This is a genomic window from Bradyrhizobium canariense (genome assembly GCF_019402665.1).
Classification (GTDB): Bacteria; Pseudomonadota; Alphaproteobacteria; order Rhizobiales; family Xanthobacteraceae; genus Bradyrhizobium; species Bradyrhizobium canariense.
This window is the reverse complement of record NZ_VSST01000019.1, coordinates 1-25228: the sequence shown is the minus strand read 5'-3', so window position 1 is coordinate 25228 and position 25228 is coordinate 1. Positions and strand designations below refer to the sequence as shown.

The window sequence follows — 25228 nt, the reverse complement described above, 5'->3', positions numbered from 1 at the left end:
CTGGAGCCGCTTCATGACCGACTATCCAAAGCCGCCTTTTCCGCCGCAGCAGCAATCGATGCCCGGTTCGACGCGCGCGATGAACCCGCGACCGGATCATGGCGAGGAAAGTTACAGGGGCGCCGGGCGCCTGACCGGAAAGAAGGCAATTATCACCGGAGGCGACAGTGGCATCGGCCGCGCGGTCGCGATCGCCTATGCCCGGGAAGGTGCCGACATCGTCATCGCCTATTTGAACGAGGACGAGGATGCCGCCGAGGTCAAGACGCTGGTGGAGCGCGCAGGACGCAAGGTCGTCCTGATCCCCGGCGACATCCGCAATCCCGATCATTGCCGCGCGATCATCCAGCGCACCGTCGAGGCGTTCGGCGCAATAGACATCCTCGTCAACAACGCGGCGCATCAGGACACGTTCAAGGAGATCGCTGACATCAGCGACGAGGAATGGCAGCGGACGTTCGAGACCAATATCCACGCCATGTTCTATCTCACCAAGGCTGCGGTCCCCCACATGCGCCCGGGAGCGGCGATCATCAACACCGCGTCGGTGAACTCCGACATGCCGAATCCGACTTTGCTGGCCTATGCCACGACCAAGGGCGCCATTCAGAATTTCACCGGTGGGCTCGCCCAGATGCTGGCGAGCAAAGGCATTCGGGTCAATGCGGTCGCCCCGGGTCCGATCTGGACGCCGCTGATTCCGTCGACGATGGCGGAGGACACTGTGAAGAACTTCGGCAAGCAGGTGCCGATGCAACGGGCCGGCCAGCCGGCCGAACTCGCGACAGCCTATGTCATGCTCGCCGATCCGCTCTCGAGCTACACATCGGGAGCGACCCTGGCGGTCACCGGCGGCAAGCCGTTCATCTGACCGAACGTGCGACGAGAACGTGGCAGCCCTGCGAGCAGGGCCGCCACGCCCAGCACGTCTTCACCAGTACGCCTCGACCGGCGACGAGGTCCTTGTTTGTCGCCTTATCGATCATCTTCGGCAGCGCCTTGAGGATCTGCTGTTCCGCGTAATAGATATCCTGCAGCCCGTGCAGCAGCAGGTCTTCCATCGATTTGATGTCCTTGGTGAAGAATCCCGTAAACGACGTCTCCTTGTCAATGATGGAACTGGAACGCCGCACAGCTGCAGCTGTTCCATTCCCGTGACCAGATCAGGAGAGCCGAATGAGCGATGGAGCGGATCATCTTGCGAGCCTGCTCGGACGAGCGGCGATGGACGTCTGGGGTGACATGCCCCGCGACATCCAGGAAGCGCTGTTCGAGACCGCCATGAAGGGACGGCCAGCGGAGCGGGAAGAGCTCGCGCGGCTGCTGCACGAGCGGCATCCCCGTACGCTTCATCCGGCGCGGCCTGGCTGAGCCGTTGCAGGAACGATCGGGCAAGAAGCCGATTTGTAAAATGGGCGAGGCGCGGCGAATGGGATTGGACGAAGCCCGTGAGCCGTAGCTCCGCCCAGGATCAAATCGGTGAGTCGATCGGCGTGACTGAAATGATGATCGGAAAATGGTACGACCCGATCTCCCAGAGATGGATCGTGCCGCGCGAAACGCACCCGGTGGCGGGCCACTCGCAGTCCGACCCGGAGAAGGGGCTCGAAGCCCGCAAGCCGGCCGAGGCGCAGCGGATCTGGGGCCTGTTGGTCGATTGCTGCGCGCGCGGGTGATGTCCGAGCCGCACCATCATTGGCTTCTGCTGTCGGCAATTCACAGAGTGATGACATAGACCGCGAAGGCAATGATGAGCGCCAGGCTTACGACGGCGGTGCTGATCAATATCTTGCCCATGGCGCGTCCGTGCTGTCTCGCCGCGTCAATGTAACAGCCGTCATTTTCGTTCCGGACCGGCAGCTGAAGGCAGCTCCGACTGTTCACATGTGCACAAAGGGCGTCGGCACCAAATGGCTTGAACTATATCATTTGATGCAGACATGGCTGCGCTCGCTCTTATCATCGGCCATGCGGAAAGGCACCGCATGGTGCCATGACATGGAGACCCGATCGTGCACAGGCGGCGTCGCGTTCAGCAAACCACCACGCTTCAAGAGCGGCTTGCAGAGTTCACCAGGACCATCCGCGAAAAGGCCGAGGCGTTGCCCGACGGCAAGGAGCGGGATGAGCTGATGAAGCGGCTGAGAAGCGCAGACACTGCGTCAAACCTCGACCGTCAATTCGCCGGCAGGGATTGAGCTCGCAAGGATTGAACTGGCAATTGAGCTGGAAAGCGTCAGCTGCGGTACCAACTCGCCAGATTCCAGGTCGTGACGTCCCAGCCTGACATGTCGACCATGAGATTGTTGACCCCTGCGTTGACGATGTTGCGGGATAGAAGCGGCAGGAACACGTTGGCCTCGCAAAAAGTTTCGTCGACCTTGATCAGCAGCGCGGCCCGCTTGACCGGATCGAGCTCGTTCTGGGCGGCCTTGTAGGCCTTGTCGGCCTCGGGATCGGACCAGCGCGAGACGTTGCGGCCGAGCCATTTGTTGTCCTTGTTGGAAATCTCCCAGGAGACGCATTGGTTCAGGAAGCGCTCCGGGTCGGGCTGCGGCTGCGTCGTGTTGTACATCTCCATGTCGGCATAGAACTTCGAGTAGGTGTCGGGGTTGCCGACGTCGGACGAGAAGAACACCGATGCCGTGACCGCCTTGATTTCGATCTCGATGCCGGCCTTCTGGCAGGCCTGCTTGATGATGGCTTGCGTCTTCTGACGCGGCGCATTGGTCGAAGTCTGGAAGACGAATTTGAGCTTCTTGCCGTCCTTCTCGCGGATGCCGTCCGCGCCCTTTGCCCAGCCGGCGTCATCCAGGACCTTGTTGGCCTTGTCGACGTCGAACTCGTATTTCAGCTTGGCCGACTTGAACTGTTTGGGTGCGTTGACGAAGCTCGCGGTGGCGACGCCGCCGCGCCCGTAAATGAACTTCTGGATCGACTCGCGGTCGATCAGCAAGTTCATCGCGCGGCGAACGGCGGGATCGGACAGCGTCGGGTGCTTGGTCTTGGGGCTGGAGCGCTCGCCGTCCACCTCGGTCCACGGATCGGTCGTGTTGAGGATGATGAACTCGACATTGCCTGACGGCGTGACGTCGAGCTTGCCCTTGCCGCTGGCCTCCATGCGTTTGAGGACCTCCTCCTCCACTTGCATGTTCCAGGCGTAGTCATATTCGCCGGTCTGCAGCACGGCGCGCGCCGCGGATACCGCATCGCCGCCGCCCTTGATTTCGAGCGTGTCGAAATGCGGCTGGTTCTTGACGTGATAGTCGGGATTGCGTTCGGCCCGGATCAGGTCGCCCGGCTTGAACTCGACGAATTTGTAGGGACCAGTGCCGACCGGCTTCAGATTGCCGGGCGCTTCGCGCGACTTCGCGCCGACATAATCGCCGAAATGATGCTTCGGCAGGATCGGACCGACCGAGCCGACGAAGGGATCGGCCCAGAACGGCGTCGGCGCCTTGAACAGTACCTTGACGGTGTGGTCGTCGATCTTCTCGACCGTGATGTCCTTGTAGGAACCCGTGGTGTACGCCGCGGTCGCGAGATCCGAGGCGTATTGCCAGGTGAAGACGACATCGTCGGCAGTGAAGGGCTTGCCGTCATGCCACCTCACGCCCTGTTTCAGTTTCCAGGTCACGCTCAGGCCGTCCGGCGAAAGGCCGCCGTTCTGCTTGGATGGAGCCTCGGCCGCGAGGCAGGGGACGAGGTTGCCCTCCTTGTCCCAGCCGGCGAGCGGCTCGAAGAAGACGCGCGAGGCGATCTGGTCCTTGGTGCCGAGCGCGAAATGCGGATTGAGCAGCGTCGGGGCCTGCCAGAGCAGGATCTTGAGCGGGCCGCCGCCGCCGGCCTTGGTCGGCTTGTAAGGCAGCGTGGCGTCCGCCATCGCCATGTCATTCCAGACCAGGATCTGGCTTGCGACCGGCGCTGCGATCCCGATCGCAGCCATCGTCTGCATGAACGAACGTCGCGATAGCTTGCCTTGCTTCACCTCAGCGATGGACTTGCGGATTTCGTTCTCGTTCATCGGATGATCCCCACTTCACAGACAAGTCGTCACCGGCCAAGGCCCATCATGTTTCATCACGGGCGAGGCGGCAATGCCGACAGGGTGAGAAAACCCTGCGGCGAAATGACGAACGTAGGGGACGGCAGCTATGGCTGCCAAGGGGCGCTAGCTGGATCGCCGCGCGAGAGACCCAAGGCGGCGATCCAATGCGAGCTAGGGGAACCGCCCATTCGCAAGCGCCAGCGCAGCTCCAACCGCGTTCTCGAGAATTTCCTCCGACAATTGCCTGTCGCTCACCGCGCGCGACAATTGCAGCGCGCCGACCATGGTTGCGTAGACCGAAATCGCGCGTCGTCGACGCTCCGCAACCGGACCTTCCGGCATCTGCGCCGCCATCAGCGCGATGATCTCCGACGTCTTCTCGGTGAAGGCATCACGCGTCGCCTTGGGATGTCGGGCGATTTCGGCGACAAGGGCTGCGGTCGGGCAACCGGCGCCCGCGCGGTCGCGATGGCGCGGGGAGAGGTAGTCGCGGATCGTTTCCTCGAGCGCGACGCCGTTTGCAAGATTGTCCTTGTGCCTCTGCTCGCGCCGCTCCAGGGCGTCGATCAGCACCGCGCGTACCAGATCCTCCTTGGAAGCGAAATGCGTGTAGAAGGCGCCGTTGGTCAGGCCCGCTTCCGCCATGATGCCGGCGAGGCCGACCGCGGCGATGCCGCTCTCGCGGAACTGCGAAGAGGCGACGTCGATGATGTGCCGCCGCGTCGTGTCCCTGTGTCCCTTGTCGTAGCGCGCCAATCCCGCCTCCTGCGCGACCCCGCCACAAAATCGTGAGGCCGGGCCCATTGCATTATGATCATAATAATACATTATGAACATAATGCAATGGGCGGCCGATCGGCGGCGGCCCTTCGGGACCCCAGGGATCGAACCCATGTCAGTCGAGGATGCCGCCGCGCCGGCCTTGTCCGCCCCGCAGATCGTGGCTCGCGCCACCGCTCCGCTCCGCCAAGTGGCGGCATCAACACCAGGCGCGGCCGAGCAGCGGCGCGCAGCGCTGCTGACGGCGCCGATCCTGCCGACGCTGCTCCGGCTCGCGCTGCCGACCGTGACCGTCCTGGTGGCGCAAACCGCGGTCAACATCGCGGAAGCCTATTATGTCGGCTTCCTCGGCACCGATTCGCTGGCCGGTGCGGCGCTCGTGTTCCCGATCTTCATGCTGATGACCATGATGTCGAATGGCGGCTTCGGCAGCGGCGTTGCCTCCTCGGTCGCGCGCGCGGTCGGTGCCGGCCGCCGCGACGATGCCGAAGCCGCGTTGTTTCATGCCGTGGTGCTCGCGATGATTGCCGGCGGCGTGTTCACGCTCGGCGTCATCGTCGGCGGTCCGCATCTCTACCGCGCCCTTGGCGGCGCCGACGGTGCCCTCGCTGCGGCCACCACCTATTCCAACTATCTGTTCGCCGGCGCCATCCCGGTCTGGATCGTCAATCTCCAGGCGGCGGCGCTACGCGGCGCGGGCAATGTCAAGGTGCCCGCGCTGGTGACGCTGGTCGGCGCGATCGTGACGATTCCGGTGTCGCCGGCGCTGATCTTCGGTCTGGGACCGATCCCGCGGTTCGGCATCGGCGGCGCGGGCATCGCCTTCGGCCTCTATTACGGCGCGGCGATGCTGTTTCTGCTGCGCTACATGGCCTCAGGCGCGACCGGCCTCAAGCTGCACATCGTGCCGCTCCGCGCAAAAATCTTCGGTGACATGCTGAAGGTCGGCATTCCCACCGCCTTCAATGCGGTGCTGACCAATCTCACCGTCATTCTCGTCACCGGCGCGGTCGGCCTGTTCGGCACCTCCGCGCTCGCCGGCTACGGCATCGCCTCCCGGCTCGACTACATCATGATCCCGCTGCTGTTCGGCATCAGCACCGCGACGCTAACGATGGTCGGCGTCAACATGGGCGCGGGACAGACGGCGCGGGCACGTCGCATTGGCTGGATCAGCGGCGTTGTCGGCATGGTTATGACCGGCACGATCGGCCTTTTGGTGGCGATCTTCCCGACGGCCTGGCTCAATCTCTTCAGTCACGATGCCGAGGTGGTGCGCGAAGGCATGACCTACTTGCGCATCGTCGCGCCGGCCTACGTCGCACTCGGCTTCGGCTTCGTGACGTCGTTCGCCGTGCAAGGCACCGGCCGCGCCATCGGCCCGCTCGCGTCCTCGGTCGCGCGCATCCTGATCGCGGCCGGCGGCGGCTGGATCGCGGTGGCAAGCTTCGGCGCCGGCATGGCGGGGCTCGCCACCATGGTGACGGCATCGCTCGCCGCCTATGCCGTGATCTGTGTCCTGATCATGCTGTCGCCGTCGACCTGGCGGTCCGAGTAGGCGCAGATCATCTGATGCTGGCAACACCGACAACCAGCACCGAAATCCCGGCTGGATTGCCTGCTGCTATCTCGCCGCCATTTTCGCTCTCCGGCTGTTGTTGCGCCATGATGCCCGTCACGCTTGCGCAGAGCATTCCTAATCTCTGTAAATTCGTTTCGCGATTGGTATCGAATTGAGAAGGTGTCTGCCGCTGCCGGCATCCAATATGGATTTCCATTTCATTGATTTCGCCACATAGAGAAGCGAATACGGTTCCAATCGTTGCCGCTGAGTCATGGAGACCAAGATCATGGAGACCAAGATCATGGAGACCAAGATGTCGTTTCGCCTCCCCTTGATCCTTTCTGCCGTCCTCGTCGCGTGGTCGGCGGGCGCCTCGGCCGAGACCATCAAGATCGGCGTGACGCCGGGGCCGCACGCCCAGATTTTCGAGGCCGTGAAGCCGATCGCCGCCAAGCAGGGTCTCGACATCCAGCTCATCGAATTCTCCGACTACGTCGTGCCGAACGCCGCGCTCGAGGCCGGCGAGATCCAGGCCAATTCGTTCCAGAACCAGCCTTATCTGGACAACCAGAAGGCGGACCGTGGCTACAAGATCGAAGCCGTCGGCCTGACCGTGAATTTCCCGATCGGCGTCTATTCCAAGAAGCACAAGGCCTTCGCCGACATCCCCGAGGGCGGCAAGGTCTCGATCCCGAACGATCCGACCAATGGCGGCCGCGTGCTGCTGCTGCTGCGCGACAAGGGCGTGATCAAGCTGAAGGACGGCACGGGCTTCAAGCCGACGGTGCTTGATATCGCCGAGAATCCAAAGAAGCTGAAGTTCATCGAGGTCGACGCGGCGCAGGCGCCGCGCGCGCTCGACGACGTCGACGCCGCCGCGATCAACACCAATTATGCAACCCAGGCGGGCCTCGATCCCGTCAAGGATCCGATCCTGCGCGAGGACCCGAAGGGTCCCTACGTCAATCTCATCGCCGTTCGCACGGTCGACAAGGACAAGCCCTGGGTCAAGGTGCTGGTAGACAGCTATCACACGGCGGAGGTGAAGGAGTTCGTCCTGACCAAGTTCAAGGGCGCGGTACTGCCGAGCTGGTAGGCAGTCTGCCCAGCCAAAGTTCAGCTCAGGGCGATCCCGGCGGGCAGCCTTGCGTACGAGCCCTGCGCAATGCCCGCTTGTCTGGAACTGCGGCAACCGACATCATCGGGGCCCATCCTCGCCTTGCAGGGGTCGTATGAAACGCTTAGCAAACCTGAAACGCCTGGGCTTTTTCACACGGCTTCTCGACGACGCCCCGCCCGCCGACCGATATCGCTTCGCGGCCGAGCAGATCGTGCGCGCCGAGAAAGCGGGCCTCGATTCCGCATGGATCGCGCAGCACCATTTCCACGAGCGCGAGGGCGGCCTGCCGTCGCCCTTTACTTTCCTCGGTTACGTCGCAGCCCAAACCTCGCGCATCCGGCTCGGCACCGGCATCGTCACCTTGCCGCTGGAGAATGCGGTCAGGGTGGCGGAGGACGCTGCGGTGCTCGATCTGCTCTGCAATGGTCGCTTCGAGCTCGGTGTCGGCACCGGCGGCAATCCCTCGGCCTTTGCCGCCTTCGGCCTCGACAGCGCCCAGCGCAACGAGATCTTTGCGCGCAATCTGGAAATCGTCCGCACGGCGCTGGTCGGCAAGCCGCTCGACGGTGGCGACACGCTCTATCCGCAGCGGCCGCAATTGGACAACCGGATCTGGCAGGCGACGTTCTCCGTTGCGGGCGGCGCGCGTGCCGGCAAGGCAGGCGATGGCCTGTTGCTGTCGCGCACCCAGCCTCGAACCAAGGAGGCGCCGAAGGCAACGCTGGCCGAGATTCAGAATCCGGTCATCGATGCCTACCTCGAAGCACTGCCGCCGGGACGCGAACCCCGCATCATGGCCTCGCGCACCATCTTCGTCGCCGACGACCGCACCGAGGCGCTGCGCCTTGCCGGTATCGGGCTGCGGCGCGCGCTGCCGCAATTCCTCAAGGGCGGCCACGCCAAGCCGGGCGAGACGCTCGAGGAGATGATCGCAGCGTTCGACACCCATGTCGGCGCGGCCGACGACGTCATCGCTTCGCTCCGCGCCGACGCCACGCTGGAGCGGGTGACCGATCTCGTCTTCCAGGCGCATTCGGTCGATGCCCCGCATCCCCATATCCTGCGCTCGATCGAGCTGGTCGCGGAGAAGGTCGCGCCGGCGCTGGGCTGGACCCGGACGGCGGCGGATGTGGCGCTGGCGGGATAGTCGGAATGAACGGAATCGCGTTGCACCAGGTGCAAGAGGCTGAATGATGGCTACGAAAGATATCATCGACACGCTCGCCGGGATCGAACCGGGTTCGTCCCTCGACGCCATTCGCGCGCGCCGCCTGCAGGCGCGCGACAACGCGCAGAAGAGCTATCTCTCTTTGTTCGAGCCGATCGATGCCGGTGATGTCTCGCTGGTGGAGCGCGCCGCGGTTGCGCTCTTCGTGATCGGCCTTCACCGCGAGCCCACGATGGCCGGCTTCTATCGGGCGAAGTTAGCTGCGACCGCCAATGGCGCGCGCTTGGTCGAAGCGGTCGATGTCGAAATCGCGCGTGGCGAGACCTCGGGCCCCTACGGTGCGTTTCCGGACGGCCCGCTGTCGGTCGAGAACGAGGCCGGCCTGATCTATCGCGTCAGCGCTGAGCGCAAGCCCGAGCTTGGCGCCCGGCTCGCTGCGGCGTTCGAACATGCGCATCTGCTGGTGTTCCGCCCGCGCGATGCGGCTGCAGCCGACATGAAGGCGCTGCTCGCCGCCGGCTGGTCGAACACCGGAATCGTCACGTTCTCTCAGCTCGTTGCGTTCCTGTCGTTCCAGGTGCGCGTCGTCACCGGACTGCGCGTGCTCGGCGCCTCGCTTGGCAGCGCAAACGCCGCGGGCGCCGGCTAAGGAGATCGCAATCATGAGCGCTGCAAACAACGTCAATCCGCCCGTCGTCTTCACCCAGGATGAACTGGGCTGGGTGTCGTGGATCGATCCGCTGCCCGAAGCCGAGCTGACCGCGCGGCATTTCGCCGGCCTCGTCGATCGCTCCCGTTCCAAGTCCGAATATTTTCGACTGCTGGTGCGCGATCCCGAGGTGCTGGAAGCCCGCACCAAGACTGACAAGGACATCTTCTACAACGTTGCCGACGGCCTGCCGCGCGCCGAGCGCGAGCTGGCGGCGGCTGCGACCTCGCGCTACAACGGCTGCATCTACTGCGCCTCCGTGCATGCGCGTTTCGCCAGCACTTATTCCAAGCGCCGCGACGATGTGCAGCGGCTGCTCGACGAAGGCGTCGGCGCCGATCTCGGCGACGAGCGCTGGAATGCGGTCGTCAATGCCTCGGTGGCGTTGGCCGCAACGCCGATCGCGTTCGGCCCCGACAATATCGATGAGCTGCGCCGCGCCGGTCTCGACGATGCCGAGATCGTCGACGTCATCAACGGCGCGTCGTTCTTCAACTGGGCGAACCGGCTGATGCTGTCGCTCGGCGAGCCCTCGAAATAGCCAATCTCACCGGCATGGAAATTGCTGGTTGTTTCAACACCTGACAGGATGGAGCCGTCCATGAGCAACATCGATCGTCGTACCCTGGTCAAGGGCTCGCTTGCCGCCATGATGGCGGGAGCAGCCTTCTCGCGCGCCGCGCTTGCGCAATCGTCCGAACCGATTTTGCTGGGCGTCAGCGGTCCGTTGACCGGGCCGAACGCACAATATGGCACGCAGTGGAAGCAGGGCTTTGATCTCGCGCTGGACGAGATCCAGGCAGCGGGCGGCATCAACGGCCGCAAGCTCGCCTACAGCTTCGAAGACAGCCAGAGCGACCCGCGCCAGTCGGTGGCGATCGCCCAGAAGCTCGTCTCCGATCCCAGGATTGTCATGGAGCTCGGCGACTTCTCCAGCCCCGCCTCGATGGCGGCCTCGCCGATCTATCAGCGCGGCGGGCTGGTGCAGTTCGGCTTCACCAATTCGCATCCCGATTTCACCAAGGGCGGCGACTTCATGTGGAGCACCTCCGTCAGCCAGGCTGACGAGCAGCCGCTGCTGGCGGCTTATGCCGTGAAGCGTCTCGGCCTGAAGAAGCTCGCCGTGCTGCACCTCAACACCGATTGGGGCCGGACCAGCCGAGACTATTTCGTCAAGGCCGCGAAAGAACACGGCGCCGAAATCGCCGTCACCGAAGGCTACATTGCGGAGGAGCGCGACTTCCGCTCCACGCTGGTGCGGGTCCGCGACGCCAATCCGGACGGGCTGATCCTGATCTCCTATTATTCCGACGGTGCGCTGATCGCGCGGCAGGCACGCCAGGTCGGGCTGAAGCAGGTGATCTGCGCCGCGAGCTCGGTCTACTCGCCGAAATTCCTGGAGCTCGGCGGCGAGGCCGTCGAGGACGTCCATGTCGGCACGCGCTACTTCCCGGAAGACCCGCGCCCCGAGGTGCAGACGTTCATCGCGGGCTTCAAGAAGAAGTACAACGGGGTGGAGCCCGACGCGTTCAACGCTTACGCCTATGACGCGATGAACATGGCCGCCGCCGTGGTGAAGATCGGCGGCACCGACCGGCGTGCGATCCGCGACGCCTTCACGAAAGTGAAGGACGTCTCGAGCGTGATCTTCGGCAAAGCGACGTTCGACGTCGAGAGCCGGCGCGTCAAGGGCGCCATGAATGCCGAGCTCGTCGTACGCAAGGGCCAGTTCGCGCTCTGGGACGGCAAGCCGACCTGAGGGGATTTTCTGCGTGTCTTCCTGGCTCGACTACACGATCAACGGGCTGATCGTCGGTAACGTCTACGCCCTCGTTGCGGTCGGGCTCGCGCTGATTTTCGGCGTCAGCCGGCTGATCAACTTTGCGCAAGGGTCGATCTACCTCGTCGGCGCCTATATCGGCTGGGTCGCGGTGGTGCAGCTGCACACGCCGCTGCCGCTCACCATCATCGTGGTCGCGGTGGCGGCAGCGCTGGTCGGCCTGATCATCGAACGGTTCGGCCTGCGTCCGCTGCAGAACTCGGTGCGCATCGCGCCGCTGCTGGCGACGATCGGCATCAGCTTCGTGCTCGATCAGCTCGTGATGCTGACCTTCTCGCCCAATCCGCGCGCGCTGCCGAGCCAGTTGCCGGATATCCGCTTCCAGATCGGCGGCGGCACGATCGGACCGCTCGATCTCCTCATCGCCGGTGTCGGCCTCACCAGCGCGTTGCTGCTGTTCGTGTTCCTGCGCTACAGCAAGCTCGGCTGGGCCGTGCGTGCCACCGCGCAGGACCGCGACGCCGCGATGCAGATGGGCGTCGACGTCAATCGCGTCAATCAGGCGGTGTTCGGCATTGCGGCTGCGCTCGGCGGCGTTTCCGGCCTGCTGGTCGGCATGTATTACAACCAGATCGACACCGCGATGAGCCTGCAGGCGACGCTCAAGGGCGTCGTCGCCGAAGTCGTCGGCGGCGCCGGCAACGTGCCGGGCGCGGTGATCGGCAGCCTGCTGCTCGGACTGGTCGAGAGCTATGGCGTCGCCGTGTTCGGCACCAGCTACCGCAATCTGTTCGCATTCCTGCTGCTGGTCGTGGTGCTCGTGCTGCGCCCGAACGGTCTGTTCGCCAGCGCACGGCAGGCGCCGCCCGAGCCGCTCACCGGCACTTTCATTGCGCCGAGCCGCCCGGTGCGTATTCCGCGCTGGGCTCTGCTGATCGCGACCGCCGTCTTCGCGATCCTGCCGCTGTTGCCGGTGTCGTTCTACGTGCTCCAGACCCTGATCAACGCCTGGCTGCTCGGCATGCTCGCGCTGAGCCTCACCCTGGTGGCAGGCACGATCGGCCAGGTTTCGCTCGGGCACGCCGCGCTGCTCGCGATCGGCGCCTACACCTCCGCGCTGCTGTCGCTCACGTTCGCCGTCCCGGTTGGCCTTGCCATCATCGGCGGCGGCCTGATGAGCGCGGCGCTGGGCACGGCGCTGATCTCGCCGTCGTTCCGGCTGCGCGGGCATTATGTGTCGATCGCGACGCTCGCGATCGGCGAGATCGTCTCGCTGGTGATCCTGAACTGGGAGAGCGTCACGCGCGGGCCGATCGGCATCTCCGGCATTCCGCCGCTGTCGCTGTTTGGCTATGAGCTGGTCAGCCCGATTTCGATCTACTGGTTCAGCTTCATCGTGATGGTCGTGCTGGCGCTGCTGCAGGGACGCCTGCTCGGCTCGCATCTCGGCCGCAGCTTTCGCGCCATCCGCGACGACGACATCGCCGCGCGCGCCTATGGGCTCAGCCTGAATCGCTACAAATCGCTCGCCTTCATCTTCGGCGGCTTTGCCGCCGGCGTCAGCGGCGGCATCGCCGCGCACCTCTATTCCTACATCAACCACGAGACCTTCAACACCCAGCAATCCATCCTGGCGCTGACTGTGGTGATCCTCGGCGGCCTCGGCAATGTCGTCGGAGCGATTCTCGGGGCGGTCGCGCTGGTCGGCCTGCCGGAAGTGTTCCGCATTGCGGCGGAGTATCGCATCCTGATCTACGGCATCGTGCTGCTGCTGCTGGTGCGGTTCAGGCCGCAGGGCCTGTTGGGGACGATGTGATGAGCACGACCATGCTGTCCCTGCGCGGTCTGACGCGGCGTTTCGGCGGCCTCACCGCCGTCGACGCCATCGATCTCGATCTCGCCAAAGGCGAACTGATCAGCATCATCGGCCCGAACGGGGCCGGCAAGACGACGCTGTTCAATCTCGTGACCGGGCTTGATCTGCCGGACGCCGGGACGGTTCGCTTCGAAGGTCAGGACATCACGGGTCTCTCGCCGGAGCGGCTTGCCGCCGAAGGTATCGCGCGCACGTTCCAGCTCGGTCGCGTGTTTGGCAATCTCAGCGTCATGGACAACGTCTTGATCGGCGCCCATACGCGGCTGCGTGCCGTCAAGCCGGCCGTGCCGCTGATCGGCCCGCTGCTGGAACTGGGTCTGGCGCTGCTGCGCCCCGCCAGCGTCAAGGCCGAGGAGGAGCGGCTGCGCGAGGAGGTGAAGGTCATTCTCGCGCGCTTCGGCGAGCGGCTGCTGCCGCGCATCGACCAGCCCGCCTACAGTCTCTCTTACGCCAACCGCCGCCGCGTCGAGATCGCCCGTGCGCTCGCCTTGAGGCCGCGCCTGCTGCTGCTCGACGAGCCGACCGCCGGCATGAATCCAACCGAAACCACGGAGATGCAGGGGCTCGTCGCCGAGCTGAAAGCCGAAGGGCTGACGATCTTGCTGATCGAGCACAAGCTCGAAATGGTAATGCGCCTCTCCGATCGCGTCATCGTCATGGACGAGGGCAAGAAAATCGCGGAAGGCCCGGGTGAACAGGTGCGCGGCGATCCCAAGGTGATCGAGGCCTATCTCGGCCACGGCCTGACGACGAAGCAGGAGAGCGCGGCATGACGAACCCGCCTCCCGATGCGCTGCTGACGCTCACCGACGTCAACACCTTCTACGGTCAGGCCCAGGTGCATTTCGACCTGTCGATATCAGTTCCGCGCGGCCACATCGTCTGCCTGCTCGGCGGCAATGCCAGCGGCAAATCGACCACGATGAAGATCATTTTGGGCCTGGTGAAGCCGCGCTCGGGCGAGGTGACTTTCGACGGTGCCTCGCTGCTCGGACTTACCACGCCGCAGATCGTCCGCCGCGGCATCGCCTCGGTGCCGGAGGCGCGACGGCTGTTCGCCGACATGAGCGTGCGCGAGAACATCCTGATGGGTGCGTTCGTGCGCAACGACCGCGAGGCGATCGCGCAGGATCTCGACAAGATGCTCACGCTGTTCCCGAAGCTCGGCCAGCGGCTGTCGCAGCGCGCCGGCTCGCTCTCGGGCGGCGAGCAGCAGATGGTCGCGATGGCGCGCGCGCTGATGAGCCGTCCCAGGATGATCGTGATGGACGAGCCGACCATGGGCCTGTCGCCGCTTTACGTGGACCGCGTGCTGGAGCTGATCCGCACCATCAACCAGGAGGGCGTCTCGGTCTTCATGGTCGAGCAGAACGCCAGCCTCGCGCTCGAGATCGCGCACGAGGCCTATGTGCTCCAGACCGGCAAGATCGTTCTCTCCGGCTCCGCCCGCGCGCTGAAGGACGATCCCCGCATCCGCGATGCCTATCTCGGCGGCTCCGAGGCCGCGTAAGGGGTCCGCTGTCGTCTCCTCCCTCCCGCAAATCCGCATATGCGATCATCGGGTGGAAGTCGAGTCTGGCCAGTATGACCACCTTATGAAAAGATCATACCGCTCGTGCGATGGGCGTGCGCAGTGGACCGAATGATTGACGTGACGAGATTATCTTTGCGGGCGGTCGAGCCCGGGATGGTGCTGCTGTTCGGCGGGTTGATCGCGGCCAACATCGCGGCGTGGGCCTGGGCCTTCGCGGCGTTCGGTGACCGGCCGACGGTGATGGCGACCGCGCTGCTCGCCTGGGTGTTCGGCCTGCGCCACGCCGTCGATGCCGACCACATCGCGGCCATCGACAATGTCGTGCGCAAGCAGATGCAGGCCGGCGGCGCGCCGCGCAGCGTCGGTCTCTATTTCGCGCTCGGCCATTCCACGATCGTCGTGGTCGCGACCATGCTGCTCGCGCTCGGCGTCGTGACCCTGGGTGGCGACAGCCTGCTCAAGGAGATCGGCGGCTTCATCGGCACGTCGGTCTCGGCGCTGTTCCTGCTGGTGATCGCGGCCATCAATCTCGTCATCTTCGCCGGCCTGTGGCGGACGTTTCGCGCCGCACGGGAGCAGGGCATTCACGACGCCGAGGGCCTCGACGCCCTGCTCGCCAGTCGCGGTCTCCTGGCGCGGCTGCTCGGCCCGATGTTCCGCCTGGTGACGAAACCCTGGCACATGTATCCGCTCGGCTTTTTGTTTGGGCTCGGCTTCGACACCGCAACCGAAATCGGCCTGCTCAGCATCTCCGCCGGCGAAGCCGCGCGCGGTGCGTCGTTTGCCGATGTTCTCGTTTTCCCCGCGCTGTTCGCGTCGGGCATGGCGCTGGTCGATACCGCCGACTCCGCGCTGATGGTGAGCGCCTATCGCTGGGCCTTCGTCGATCCGCTGCGAAAGCTCTGGTACAACCTCACGATCACAGGAGCTTCCGTGGCGGTGGCGCTGTTGATCGGGGGAATCGAGGCGCTCGGGCTGATCGCGGACCGGCTCGGCCTGTCCGGCGGCGCGTGGGCACTGGTCGACGCGCTCAACGACTCGCTCGCCAATGTCGGCTTCGCCGTGGTCGCGCTGTTCGCGGTCGCCTGGCTCGTCTCAGTCGTGCTCTATCGGCGCATGTTTGCAGTTGAGCGGCGGCGCGCGGCCGATGCGCTGATCGGCGCCGATGTCACCGAAGCGGCCTGATCGACAATCCGCTGGCTCAAGCCGAAGCCGCGCTCGGAGCCTGCTCCGCGGGTAAATCATCAGCATTGGGATCGCCCGGCGCGGTGGCCCAGGCCAGTTCTACCAGCGTCACGATCCGGCGGCCGGCGCCGTCGAGCTGGCAGACGATCAGACCCTGCTCTTCCATGTAGCCGAGCAGGCGCTGCGCCCGGCGCAGGGAGTGCGAGCCGTAGGCGCGGGCGATGGCGGCGTCGCCGGGACACGGCCAGCCTTCTTTCGCCGCGCGCGCGATCATCATGAACACGCCCTGCATGTCGTCGGGAAGGATCGAGGCGCGGAGCGACACATCCTGCCAGGCGTCGTCCTCGGCATGCTCGGCGCCGAGCCCGGCGCGTGCGCGCGTCAGCATGCGGCGGAATTCGGTGAGGTCGGGCACCGCCGAGCCGAGGCCCTCGATGCGGCAGCGGACCACGAACTCCTGGTACAGCACGCCGACCGCGCGGAAACCGGCGTCGGGCGCGGCGAGCACGGCACGAAGGGTCCGATCCACGCGCTCGCGCCGTTCGGCGAGCTCCTCGGCGCTGACCGGAACCTCGATCATTTCGGGCCCGATCTCCGGTGCCGCAGCCTTCGCGGCGCGGAGCTGCTCGAGCAGATCGGGCGCGGGCCGGCGCTGCGGCCGGCTGGCATCGGGGGGCGGCGCGGCCAGGATCACGGCGCGCATGTTTTCGAGTGCGGCTTCGGGCATCGGCATCAGCCGCGGCGTGGAATTGCGCGGCTGGGTTTCGGTCGTGCCGATATTCAAACGCAGGGGCCGTCGCGACAGCGCGGGGCCGAGCGCCATGAATTGTCCGCGTTCGAGATCGCGAAACGATTCGGCCTGCCGCCGCTCCATGCCGAGCAGGTCGGCGGCGCGCGCCATGTCGATGTCGAGGAAGGTGCGGCCCATCAGGAAGTTGGACGCTTCCGCCGCGACGTTCTTGGCGAGCTTTGCCAGCCGCTGGGTCGCGATGATCCCGGCGAGCCCGCGCTTGCGGCCGCGGCACATCAGGTTGGTCATCGCGCCAAGCGAAAGCTTTCGCGCTTCGTCCGAGACTTCGCCCGCGACTGCAGGCGCAAACAGCTGCGCCTCGTCGACGACCACCAGCATCGGATACCAATGGTCGCGGTCCACATCGAACAGCCCGCCGAGGAAGGCCGCGGCGCGGCGCATCTGGTTTTCGGCGTCGAGCCCTTCGAGATTGAGCACGGTGGAGACGCGATGCAGCCGTGCGCGCTCGCCGGCAACCTGAAGGCCGCGTTCGGTGTGATCCTCGGCCTCGATCACGAGATGGCCGAAATGCTCCGCCAGCGAGACGAAATCGCCTTCGGGATCGATGATGGCCTGCTGCACCCAGGGTGCGCTCTGCTCCAGCAACCGTCGCAGCAGATGCGATTTGCCGGAGCCCGAATTGCCCTGCACCAGGAGGCGGGTCGCCAGCAGTTCCTCGAGGTCCATGGCGGCCACAGCGCCCGCCGTGGTCTGCCCCATCTCGATTGCAACCGTCATGCCCGACTCAAGTCCTATCATTCGCGGACAGGGACTTAACAACCCGGTCGCGGCGCGTCGAGCACCATGGCGGAAATCATGCGTTGTTGCCCACGGCGGAGTTCAGGCGTGATTCGATTGCCGTAGAAGTGCGGGCCGATAGGGCGCTTGCGGATCGTCGTCCTCATCGGAAGGAATGGCGCAGGAGCCGAATTCCTGCCTGATCCGCTCGATCTCGGCGATACGCTCGTGCAGCCGCTGCAGATGCTCCGGGGATGTCGCCCGCCAGAATCGAAATGTGTCGGCGGTGAGCGGCATGAACGCGGTGCCGAACAGCGTTGGCTCGGGAACGACGGTGCGCCCGAGCAGCAGGAACCGGTCGGCGCCGGAGACGACGAGCGTCGCGTAGCCGCGATTTCCGATTCGCTTGATGCCGTTCAGCGACCATTCGGCGAGCTTGCTGAAATAGGGCTCCTCGCGCCAGCGATCAGGGCAAGGATCATCGACGGTGACGTTGACGGCGTCCTGGCTGAAATGCACGATGATGCCCGACTTCGCGGGAAACCAGTGGTCGTCGAGATGGCCTTGCAGCCAGGCGCAGACGAATGAACGGCACATCTGGGGACGGCGCTCGTAGATGGTGCAACCCGTGCCCGTCTGCCAATGCTTGCACAGCTGGTTCACCGGCTTGTCGACGGCGGCGACTTCGAGGATGTCGCAGCAGGCATCGCACGAGCCGCATTGTCGGGCAGGCTGGGCTGTCCTGGTCGGGCCGGTTCCGCGAAAACCCTGGCCGTCGCGGACCAGCAGCTTCTGCTTCTCCAGCGCGTTCAACGCACGTTCGATTTTGAGACGGGACAGTCCGGTGGCGTCGATCACGCCCTTCATCGTCGTCGCGCCTGCCTCTACTGCGCGGACGACGCTCAGCATCGCCTGGTCCATTGCTTCTTTTTCTTCGATTTTTCTTGTCTGGATCCGAACGCGGGGACTGCAAACCGTGTCTGGAAAAGCCGTAAAGACTGTCTTGCAAAGCTATGTTACTCAGGCACATCCGCCAGACAAGACGGCGAGCCTGGCGCGCGCGCATGCGGCGTTTGCGCAAATGAAGGATCTCGTCCGAAGCGTGCGACCTCGTTCGAGCGCGCGGCGGACAAGGATTGTGCGCTTTGGTTCAGTTCGAGCGGAAATGCCGCATTTTCACGCTGCGCCACGTCTAGAAATGACGAGCCACATGGGCTCTGTGTCATTCAGGCGTGATATTTGCGGTGAAAACAGGAGGGAACTGAAAGCGACACGATCGCGTGATCGATGACTCGCGATCACTCCTGTTGAGTTTGCGTCACACCAGGAACAGTGCCGCGCGCGATCATTTGCGTGAGAGCATGGTGGCAGCCCCAGGCGCGACGCTCAGCCCCGGTGTCTTGGGAGCGTAAGCGCCGACGCGTCCGATCGCGAATGGAAGCGCCCGTTACAGCGCGCCCGATCCGCCCTGCACGATCTTCTCGTTGAGCTTCAGGTCCACGGTCTCGACAGTGCGGTCGATCTCTGCATTGGGCGCGCCGAGCTGATGCGAGATCAGCTTGACCAGCAGGTCGACGCGCTCGATGAAGGGCGCGCCGCCAGCCACCGCGCGTGCGGCCGATGACGGCTTCAGCAGGCTCTCGGCAGCCTTGGCGTATTTCGCGAACGGTACCTGGTCCTGCGGATCGGCGCCGAGACGCCGAGCGATGGCGTCGACATGCTCGTAGATCGTCTGCGAGCGCGCGAGATCGCCGTGCACGGCGTCGCGGATCGACTGCGGCTCGTGCGGCGTGATGCAGCGGTAGTTGCCGGTCAGCAGCATCGACCATTTCGCCAGCGGCACGAACAGAGAATCGAATACCTTCAGCTTCACCGGCACGTCGTGGCCGTCCAGGGTCACCGCGTCGATGTCGGCTTCGAGCTCGCGCAGCACCTTGTTGTGCTTCTCGTCGGCGAACACGGATGCCTTGAAATTCGTGGGCAGACCGACGTGAAGCACGTTCGCAGCCTCTTCCGGCGGACGGAACGCCTGCGGGTCGGGCGAGCACAGGGTCACCAGCCCGGGCTCGAAGCGCTCCCACACCTGCGCATTGGTGTAGGCCTCCTCGAGATCCATGTCTGCGAGCGAGGGGATCCGCTTCAGATAGGGCAGCGGCGGCATGTTCATGATCGACAGGCACGGCAGCTTCGCCGCGGCGATCCTGACCATGAGAACGCGCACCGTGTGGTTGGTGTATTGCGGCTCCTGCATCGCAAGGCCGACCATGTCGTAACGGGACAAGTCCACATTGGCCGGCGTCACGGCGTCGAGCTTGCCGGGCAGGTCGCGCGAGAAGATGGCGCGGTGAACCGCCTCGTCGCGCAACTTGATGCGCACCTCGGTACCCTCGCGGTTGATCAACTCCGCGGTCTTGGCGCGGCAGACCAGGGTCACGTTGTGCCCCGCCATCAGCAGCTTCGTGCCCAGCAGGGAGCCGTAGGAAGCCCCGAGAATCAGGATGTTACGCGCCATGTCTCGTCCCTTTGACAATTTGTGCGATTTTTGAGCCCCGGCCGTCATCCGCGGGCGAGTTTGGCCGGCATGTAAGGCAAAGTGCGTGGGGATGGCAACTGGGATAATGGATACAAGGCACGGAAGGCTCAGCAGGCGGCCCGGCGTGTTGCTTGACGCCGAAAGCGCGACGGCGCCTCACCGGCGACGGGTTCTGGATGTCCATGAGTTGCTCAAATAACTGGCTTACCGAAGTAAGAAATGTTGCACGCCTCAATCGCCGGGCTCGCCCAGAACGCGATCATACCTCGTCACGTCTCGCGCGCCGGGTGCGGATGAGCGACATCGAGGATTTCGTCGCGCGGGTTTTCCTGCGACGTCGACCGCGGGAAAGTCCCGTGGCGAAGGGCGTCGGCATCGATCAGGCGGCAACCCGCCGCATCTTTTGTCGCTGGCGTGATTGGTGGCACGGCGGATCGGCGTCATCAGGAATTCATGATGGAAGCCGACACAGGCGATGCCTTCTCCCTCGTTAAATGAGCTCCAATTTTAGTCGTCCACCGCAACAAAAAACTGCAAACGCGGAACAGCAAAAAATGGCAGAGTGGTGCGGGGCCTAAACTGTGTATCAGCAACGGAGCTGAGACGTGACGATTGAGTTGGAGTCGGCGTGAGACTTGCTTTGCGACCGGTTCGTTCGGACTGTAGTCCGTCTGGTCCAGTGCCCCGCCCGCGAAGGGAAAGCGGAACGATCATCGGGACGGCAGACGCAAGCGCGATCACGCACGCGTGATATCGCATCGAGCAGACATGCAGGGCGTTGCGCTGACAGCGCTGCGCCGAGTCCAAGCAACCGCCGACGCGCCGTTCGGGGACTGTCATGGAACATGATCATTGGCCTCACGGCACGTGCGACGGCGCCGGTCGAAGCCTGGCGTGCTTGCGGAAACGCGCGTCCGATTTTTTCGAAAGCTTGTCCGTCACCGAACTCGTGCGCGAGGCGCACAGGCATCGGTGGATTTCGGACTGGTTGAGGATCTCAGGCGAGTACCGGATCTTCGCCGAATCGGTGCGCGCAGCCGGTTCAGCTCAGATCGCGCGGGAAGCGTGGCTGTGCTCGCTGACGGCCCTTGAAGTCGCGAGGAACCTGTCTTGGCCCGGAGATCCCGGGAGTACCGACCTCGTAGACAAGGTCGGACTCAGCCTGAGGGGCTTCGAGGAGGACGCCGGTTCGGCGATCGAGCGCGTGGAGATCGACTGCTTTGATCAAGGCTCGCTTGCGGGCTACTTTCTGCCGGCGTTCCCCGATCGGTCTTTCGCACCCGCGGTTATCTGTGTCAGCGACGAGGACATCACCCTGGGCTCGTTGATGAGCAGGCTGTTGCCGGCCTCCGGGCGACGGAACATGTCACTCCTGCTCGTTGATACCGGCAATTCATCCGGTCGCAGCCCCTTCAAGCCGGCGCATATTCTGCAATGCTGGCTGGATTACCTGGAAGCGCGTCCGGACGTCGATTCGCAGCAGATCGCGGTCTACGGCGAGGGGGCGGCCGCCAGTCACGCATCCCGTCTTGCCCTCCTGGATCGCAGGATGGCTGCCGTCGTGGGCGACGGCGGCATTGCGACGCCGGTCATGCGCCGGGCATCGCTGCGCTGGATGATCGGCGTCGAGCAGACGGTCCGTGACGGGACCTCAACGGGTTCGTTGCCGCCGTCGCGTCGGATCCCTTGCCCACTTCTGATGGTCGTCGGGAGCCGCTCAATGGTTTGGGAGGAGGATGCTCTCGAACTGCAAGCCGGCTATCGGCAGGCCGGAGCCGATTGCGCGACCGTCGTGCCGAACTGCATTCCGCACCCCCTGGGCGAGGTCGAGAATTTCATCGCGGTGGACGATTTCATTTTCGAATGGCTCGACAGCAAACTCGGAATTGCCCCCCAGCTGGGCTCTGTGACCTACCTCTGAGCCGCGCAAGAGATTGGGAAGGCGAGAAGAGATTGGGGATTGATCGAGGCGCACGTTCCGCGTCTGAGGTCAGGGGGTCAGGAGGCGTCGATGGCCAGCAACCGTGCGGCCAACCGGGCATTCTTCGCAATCGTTGCGAGCGCGGCATTCAGATCGGCCAAGGTCTTCTCGTCGAGCTCGTTGAACATGGTCGAGTTCAAGGCGAGCTTTCTCTTGGACAGCTTTTCGATCTCCGAGGTCGCCTTTGCGGTGAGCGACATCAGGACGTAGCGTGCGTCGTCTGCTGCCGGCCGTCGCGATAGGAAGCCGCCCTTTTCGAGGGCCTTGGTCTGGTTGGTCACGAAGGCCGGGTGGACCCGCAGCTTGTTTGCGATGTCGATTCCGGCGACACCTCGCCCCTGGTCCAGTTCAGTGATTGCCATCAGGATCAGCCACTGCGGCTCGGTAATGCCCAGCAGTCCGGCCCAGCTGGTGTGGATGTCCTCCAGCTGGGAATGAATTTCAACGACGTTCCAGATAAAGTCCGTAATCGCCCTGTCGAGTTTCTTCTCGATCATGTGGCTCCCTCCCCATTTGTTCTATGAGCCATCTTTAATGGGATATCTTGGAAGCGTCTCGAAAATCGCGCGCCGACGACAGGGAGATACCGCGCAGCTGAAATCACAGGACAAATTATTGCTTGCAAAGAACAATTAATTTTATTATCGACTATCCTACTCTATTTCGCTGCTCTTGACCCGCTCGATGGACAGCGATGCGAGACCTCCAAGAAGCCCTCGGGATGCCCCCTGAGGGCTTTTCTTGTTTGGTTATATGGAATCTTCGCTACCAAAGCCGCCGCTGTTGCTCTTAAGCCACATCCCGGCCGGAACTGTCGATTCATCAAATCAATAAATTGAGGCAGTTGTTTTTATAAACTATATGTGAAGCCACGACGGAGGGGGGGCACCTCGCTGTCGTTTCAGTCCGGACCTTCGTGCGGATCTGAATTGATCGAAATTGAGAGGGTAAAGCGGCGTCCACCGAGGACCCGAGCCCCCTGAACCGACCTGGAGGTTTACTAATGAAGTTGACGAAGACACTCTTTCTCGGCTCGGCTGCCGGCCTGATGGCCGCCTCCGGGGCGTTCGCAGCCGATCTTCCCGTGAAGGCCAAGGCGGTCGAATACGTGAAGATCTGTTCGCTGTACGGCGCCGGCTTCTACTACATCCCGGGCACCGACACCTGCATCAAGCTCGGCGGCTACGTGCGCGCTGACGCGAACTTCAACACCAACTCGGACTTCAATCCGAACCAGGGCGGCACTGCCGGTGCTCGCAACCGCCTGATGAACTACTACACCTTCCGCGCTCGTGAAGACCTCAACATCGACACCCGCACAGCGACCGAATACGGCGTGGTCCGCACCTTCTTCGACGGCGTCTTCACCTGGACGAGCGGCAACTATACCCCGACCGGGTCGGCAACGGGCGCAACCCAGTACAGCGGTACGCTCGGTCTCAACGCTGCCGGCACCGGCCTCGTTGGTTCGAATGGTAGCGGCTCGGTCAACGGCACCGACGGCAACACCTCGGGTGGCGCACTCGGCGTGTACTACGCCTTCATTCAGTTCGCCGGCTTCACCATGGGTAAGGCCGTGTCGCAGTTCGACGCGCCCTGGACCAACTATCCCGGCAACATCACCGACAACCTCGTCGGCGGCAGCGGCACGGTCACTGGTGTCAACCAGTTCACCTACACCGCCGACTTCGGTCAGGGCATCACGGCGTCGTTCTCGGCTGAAGACGTCTCGGCCTACTATCAGGCCGGAAACGTCAACATGACCGGCGCGACCGCGGGCGGCATGATCGGCGGCTCGTACGGCACCAACGCGATCGGCGGCACTCGTTCGCCGAACCTCGTTGGTACGGTTCGTGTCGACCAGGCCTGGGGCCTGTTCCAGGCGTCGGTGGCCGCGCATGACAACCACGTCGGTTATTACGGCGCGACCGAGCCGACCGGCCACCCCGACGACAAATGGGGTTGGGCGGTTCAGCTCGCTCTGTCGATCAAGAACATCCCGACCGGCGCGGGTGACACGATCAACATCCAGGGCGTCTACACCGACGGTGCGACCCGCTACAACTTCCAGAATCTGTCGGGCAGCAGCTACGCGCTGTACGGCAATTCGGGCATTGCTGGCTCTTACGGCAGCATCGGCTTCGCCAGCGCTCCCGATACGGTGTTCGTGACCGGCAGTTCGCAGGAAACCGTCAAGACCTGGGGTTTCCGCGGCGCTTACACCCACAACTGGGATCCATACTGGAACTCCTCGCTGTACGGTGCCTACGCACAGGCCCAGTTCGGCACGCTGGCCAAGACCACCCTCTGCGGCGCCGGCGGTGCTGGCGGCGTGTTCGGCGGCCTGGCCGGTGTGACGGGTTGTAACCCGGACTTCGCCATCGGCCAGCTCGGTGTCGTCACCCGCTGGACCCCGGTCAAGAACCTGACGTTCTCGGCTGACGTCTCCTGGACCCACCTCGACCAGAAGTACTCCGGTACGGTTGGCCTCGTCCCGAACGTTATTACCGCTAAGCCGGCCGCGGTTTACGAACTGAAGGACCAGGACTCGATCGCCATGATCCTCCGCGCTCAGCGCAACTGGTAAGATCTGTCGAAACACATGAACGAACACCCGGCGGGAAACCGCCGGGTGTTTTTTTTGCGCAAAGCAGATGATGTAGGACGGCGAAGCCCCGGTGCCCGGATGGAGCGCAAGTGCGATCCGGGGCCGCTCGCGCGGTGTCTGGCACCTTCCCGGATTACGCTTGCGCTCCATCCGGGCTACGGGACCGCGCCTGTGTCGCTCCTCTGTCAATCGTTGGCCGCAAAAATATTCCACTTTACCGAAATTCGGTTTTGGCGTATGTGTCGCTCATCCCGGCTCATCCTTGAGGGGCGATCTTGTGGTCGTCACGTTCGCGAGCCGGGCTTGCGGTGGACGCGGCAGCGTTCGGGTACGAGTGGCTAAGGGCAGGGCGGATTGCTCTCCGTGAGCCCAAGGCTTCGTTCCGACGAGCGGCGCTGCTAGGCTTCGTCTCGTCTGTAAGTTTCCGGCTCCGTCGACAGGGCTGGAAAAACTGCGGCGAAATGGCGGGCCGTGCGTACGGCAAAACCGTGTGGTCCTGGCCGTCGTTGCTACGGTCAAGCCCTGGCGAATGCGGCATCTGCGTCAACCGGCGCGGTGCCGGTGAATTTCGCGAAGGCGAGGGAGGCCAAAGAGAACTCGGCTCCCGGGAGAGCACGGCATAAGCCGTCCAACCATCGCGCAGGGAAGGCCGAGTGATTGGCTACACCTGTATGCTGCTGTGCGGTTTCCTTGCGCTACATTTTCGCGCAGCGGACCGCGGGTGCCAGCCGGCACCCGGCCTTCCCTGCGCCCTCTTGGAAAAGAGGGTGGAGCTACCAGGCAAAGCTCGGGCGAAACGCGCCGCGAGGACGCG

At 64.1% G+C, this 25228-nt stretch carries 23 protein-coding genes and 1 pseudogene; 16 read left to right on the top strand and 8 right to left on the bottom strand.

Annotation, left to right across the window (positions count from 1 at the left end):
* The first annotated feature begins 13 nt into the window (after positions 1-13).
* Positions 14-871 carry an SDR family oxidoreductase gene (locus FXB41_RS09340; protein WP_007595960.1) on the top strand — a complete coding sequence of 286 codons (858 nt, stop codon included), beginning with the start codon at positions 14-16 and terminating at the stop codon, positions 869-871.
* 76 nt (positions 872-947) lie between these two features.
* On the opposite strand, the pseudogene FXB41_RS09335 reads toward FXB41_RS09340, so the two are convergent.
* Positions 948-1061 (bottom strand): annotated as a pseudogene (locus FXB41_RS09335) (DUF892 family protein); the annotation flags it as partial.
* A 115-nt stretch (positions 1062-1176) separates the two neighbouring features.
* Here FXB41_RS09335 and FXB41_RS09330 point away from each other — a divergent pair.
* From FXB41_RS09330 to FXB41_RS09320, 3 genes are all read left to right on the top strand, one after another.
* On the top strand, positions 1177-1371 hold the full coding sequence (locus FXB41_RS09330) for a hypothetical protein (protein ID WP_027519884.1): 195 nt from the start codon (positions 1177-1179) through the stop codon (positions 1369-1371).
* A 77-nt stretch (positions 1372-1448) separates the two neighbouring features.
* Positions 1449-1676 (top strand): hypothetical protein, encoded by a 228-nt coding sequence (locus FXB41_RS09325; RefSeq protein ID WP_219681734.1) that lies wholly within the window; start codon positions 1449-1451, stop codon positions 1674-1676.
* Positions 1677-2012: 336 nt separating this feature from the next.
* Positions 2013-2198 carry a hypothetical protein gene (locus FXB41_RS09320; protein ID WP_007595953.1) on the top strand — a complete coding sequence of 62 codons (186 nt, stop codon included), beginning with the start codon at positions 2013-2015 and terminating at the stop codon, positions 2196-2198.
* A gap of 38 nt (positions 2199-2236) precedes the next feature.
* Here FXB41_RS09320 and FXB41_RS09315 read toward each other — a convergent pair whose 3' ends face one another.
* Positions 2237-4024, bottom strand: coding sequence for a peptide ABC transporter substrate-binding protein (locus FXB41_RS09315; protein ID WP_219681531.1), 1788 nt, complete (start codon positions 4022-4024; stop codon positions 2237-2239).
* A 195-nt stretch (positions 4025-4219) separates the two neighbouring features.
* Positions 4220-4804: a TetR family transcriptional regulator gene (locus tag FXB41_RS09310; protein ID WP_219681529.1), complete on the bottom strand. Its 585-nt coding sequence runs from the start codon at positions 4802-4804 to the stop codon at positions 4220-4222.
* Between the two features lie 136 nt (positions 4805-4940).
* Between FXB41_RS09310 and FXB41_RS09305 the strand changes: the two genes are divergently transcribed.
* On the top strand, positions 4941-6386 hold the full coding sequence (locus FXB41_RS09305) for an MATE family efflux transporter (RefSeq protein ID WP_219681528.1): 1446 nt from the start codon (positions 4941-4943) through the stop codon (positions 6384-6386).
* Between the two features lie 7 nt (positions 6387-6393).
* Here FXB41_RS09305 and FXB41_RS09300 read toward each other — a convergent pair whose 3' ends face one another.
* On the bottom strand, positions 6394-6606 hold the full coding sequence (locus FXB41_RS09300) for a hypothetical protein (RefSeq protein WP_219681526.1): 213 nt from the start codon (positions 6604-6606) through the stop codon (positions 6394-6396).
* An 87-nt stretch (positions 6607-6693) separates the two neighbouring features.
* On the opposite strand from FXB41_RS09300, the gene FXB41_RS09295 reads away from it, so the two are divergent.
* The 9 genes from FXB41_RS09295 (at position 6694) to FXB41_RS09255 (ending at position 15764) form a co-directional block, all read left to right on the top strand.
* On the top strand, positions 6694-7488 hold the full coding sequence (locus tag FXB41_RS09295; protein ID WP_219681727.1) for a MetQ/NlpA family ABC transporter substrate-binding protein: 795 nt from the start codon (positions 6694-6696) through the stop codon (positions 7486-7488).
* Positions 7489-7624: 136 nt separating this feature from the next.
* On the top strand, positions 7625-8659 hold the full coding sequence (locus FXB41_RS09290; RefSeq protein ID WP_219681524.1) for a putative FMN-dependent luciferase-like monooxygenase: 1035 nt from the start codon (positions 7625-7627) through the stop codon (positions 8657-8659).
* A gap of 46 nt (positions 8660-8705) precedes the next feature.
* The gene (locus tag FXB41_RS09285) at positions 8706-9329 is read left to right on the top strand and encodes a CMD domain protein (RefSeq protein ID WP_219681726.1); all 624 of its coding nucleotides are present in this window, start codon (positions 8706-8708) and stop codon (positions 9327-9329) included.
* Positions 9330-9342: 13 nt separating this feature from the next.
* Positions 9343-9930: an alkylhydroperoxidase domain protein gene (locus FXB41_RS09280; protein ID WP_219681522.1), complete on the top strand. Its 588-nt coding sequence runs from the start codon at positions 9343-9345 to the stop codon at positions 9928-9930.
* A 60-nt stretch (positions 9931-9990) separates the two neighbouring features.
* Positions 9991-11148: an ABC transporter substrate-binding protein gene (locus FXB41_RS09275; RefSeq protein WP_219681520.1), complete on the top strand. Its 1158-nt coding sequence runs from the start codon at positions 9991-9993 to the stop codon at positions 11146-11148.
* Between the two features lie 13 nt (positions 11149-11161).
* Complete coding sequence (locus tag FXB41_RS09270; RefSeq protein ID WP_007595943.1) at positions 11162-12985, top strand: ABC transporter permease; 1824 nt, start codon at positions 11162-11164, stop codon at positions 12983-12985.
* Positions 12985-13818 carry an ABC transporter ATP-binding protein gene (locus tag FXB41_RS09265; protein WP_219681517.1) on the top strand — a complete coding sequence of 278 codons (834 nt, stop codon included), beginning with the start codon at positions 12985-12987 and terminating at the stop codon, positions 13816-13818. Before FXB41_RS09270 ends, FXB41_RS09265 begins: the two co-directional genes overlap by 1 nt.
* The gene (locus FXB41_RS09260; protein WP_007595939.1) at positions 13815-14555 is read left to right on the top strand and encodes an ABC transporter ATP-binding protein; all 741 of its coding nucleotides are present in this window, start codon (positions 13815-13817) and stop codon (positions 14553-14555) included. The genes FXB41_RS09265 and FXB41_RS09260 overlap by 4 nt, the downstream gene beginning before the upstream one ends.
* 177 nt (positions 14556-14732) lie before the next feature.
* Positions 14733-15764, top strand: a complete 1032-nt coding sequence (locus tag FXB41_RS09255; RefSeq protein WP_219681725.1) for a HoxN/HupN/NixA family nickel/cobalt transporter — start codon at positions 14733-14735, stop codon at positions 15762-15764.
* Between the two features lie 16 nt (positions 15765-15780).
* Here the strand turns inward: FXB41_RS09255 and FXB41_RS09250 are convergent, their stop codons facing one another.
* The 3 genes from FXB41_RS09250 to FXB41_RS09240 form a co-directional block, all read right to left on the bottom strand.
* Entirely contained in the window at positions 15781-17292 is a 1512-nt protein-coding gene (locus FXB41_RS09250) for an ATP-binding protein (protein ID WP_219681516.1), read from the bottom strand.
* 102 nt (positions 17293-17394) lie between these two features.
* Positions 17395-18213, bottom strand: coding sequence for a YkgJ family cysteine cluster protein (locus FXB41_RS09245; protein ID WP_219681514.1), 819 nt, complete (start codon positions 18211-18213; stop codon positions 17395-17397).
* Between the two features lie 526 nt (positions 18214-18739).
* Positions 18740-19804 (bottom strand): ketopantoate reductase family protein, encoded by a 1065-nt coding sequence (locus FXB41_RS09240; protein WP_007595931.1) that lies wholly within the window; start codon positions 19802-19804, stop codon positions 18740-18742.
* 859 nt (positions 19805-20663) lie between these two features.
* Here FXB41_RS09240 and FXB41_RS09235 point away from each other — a divergent pair.
* Positions 20664-21746, top strand: a complete 1083-nt coding sequence (locus tag FXB41_RS09235) for an alpha/beta hydrolase family protein (protein WP_219681513.1) — start codon at positions 20664-20666, stop codon at positions 21744-21746.
* A gap of 77 nt (positions 21747-21823) precedes the next feature.
* On the opposite strand, the gene FXB41_RS09230 is transcribed toward FXB41_RS09235, so the two are convergent.
* Positions 21824-22303 (bottom strand): MarR family winged helix-turn-helix transcriptional regulator, encoded by a 480-nt coding sequence (locus FXB41_RS09230; protein ID WP_007595922.1) that lies wholly within the window; start codon positions 22301-22303, stop codon positions 21824-21826.
* A 506-nt stretch (positions 22304-22809) separates the two neighbouring features.
* Between FXB41_RS09230 and FXB41_RS09225 the strand changes: the two genes are divergently transcribed.
* Positions 22810-24393 carry a porin gene (locus FXB41_RS09225; RefSeq protein ID WP_007595920.1) on the top strand — a complete coding sequence of 528 codons (1584 nt, stop codon included), beginning with the start codon at positions 22810-22812 and terminating at the stop codon, positions 24391-24393.
* Positions 24394-25228: the final 835 nt, after the last annotated feature.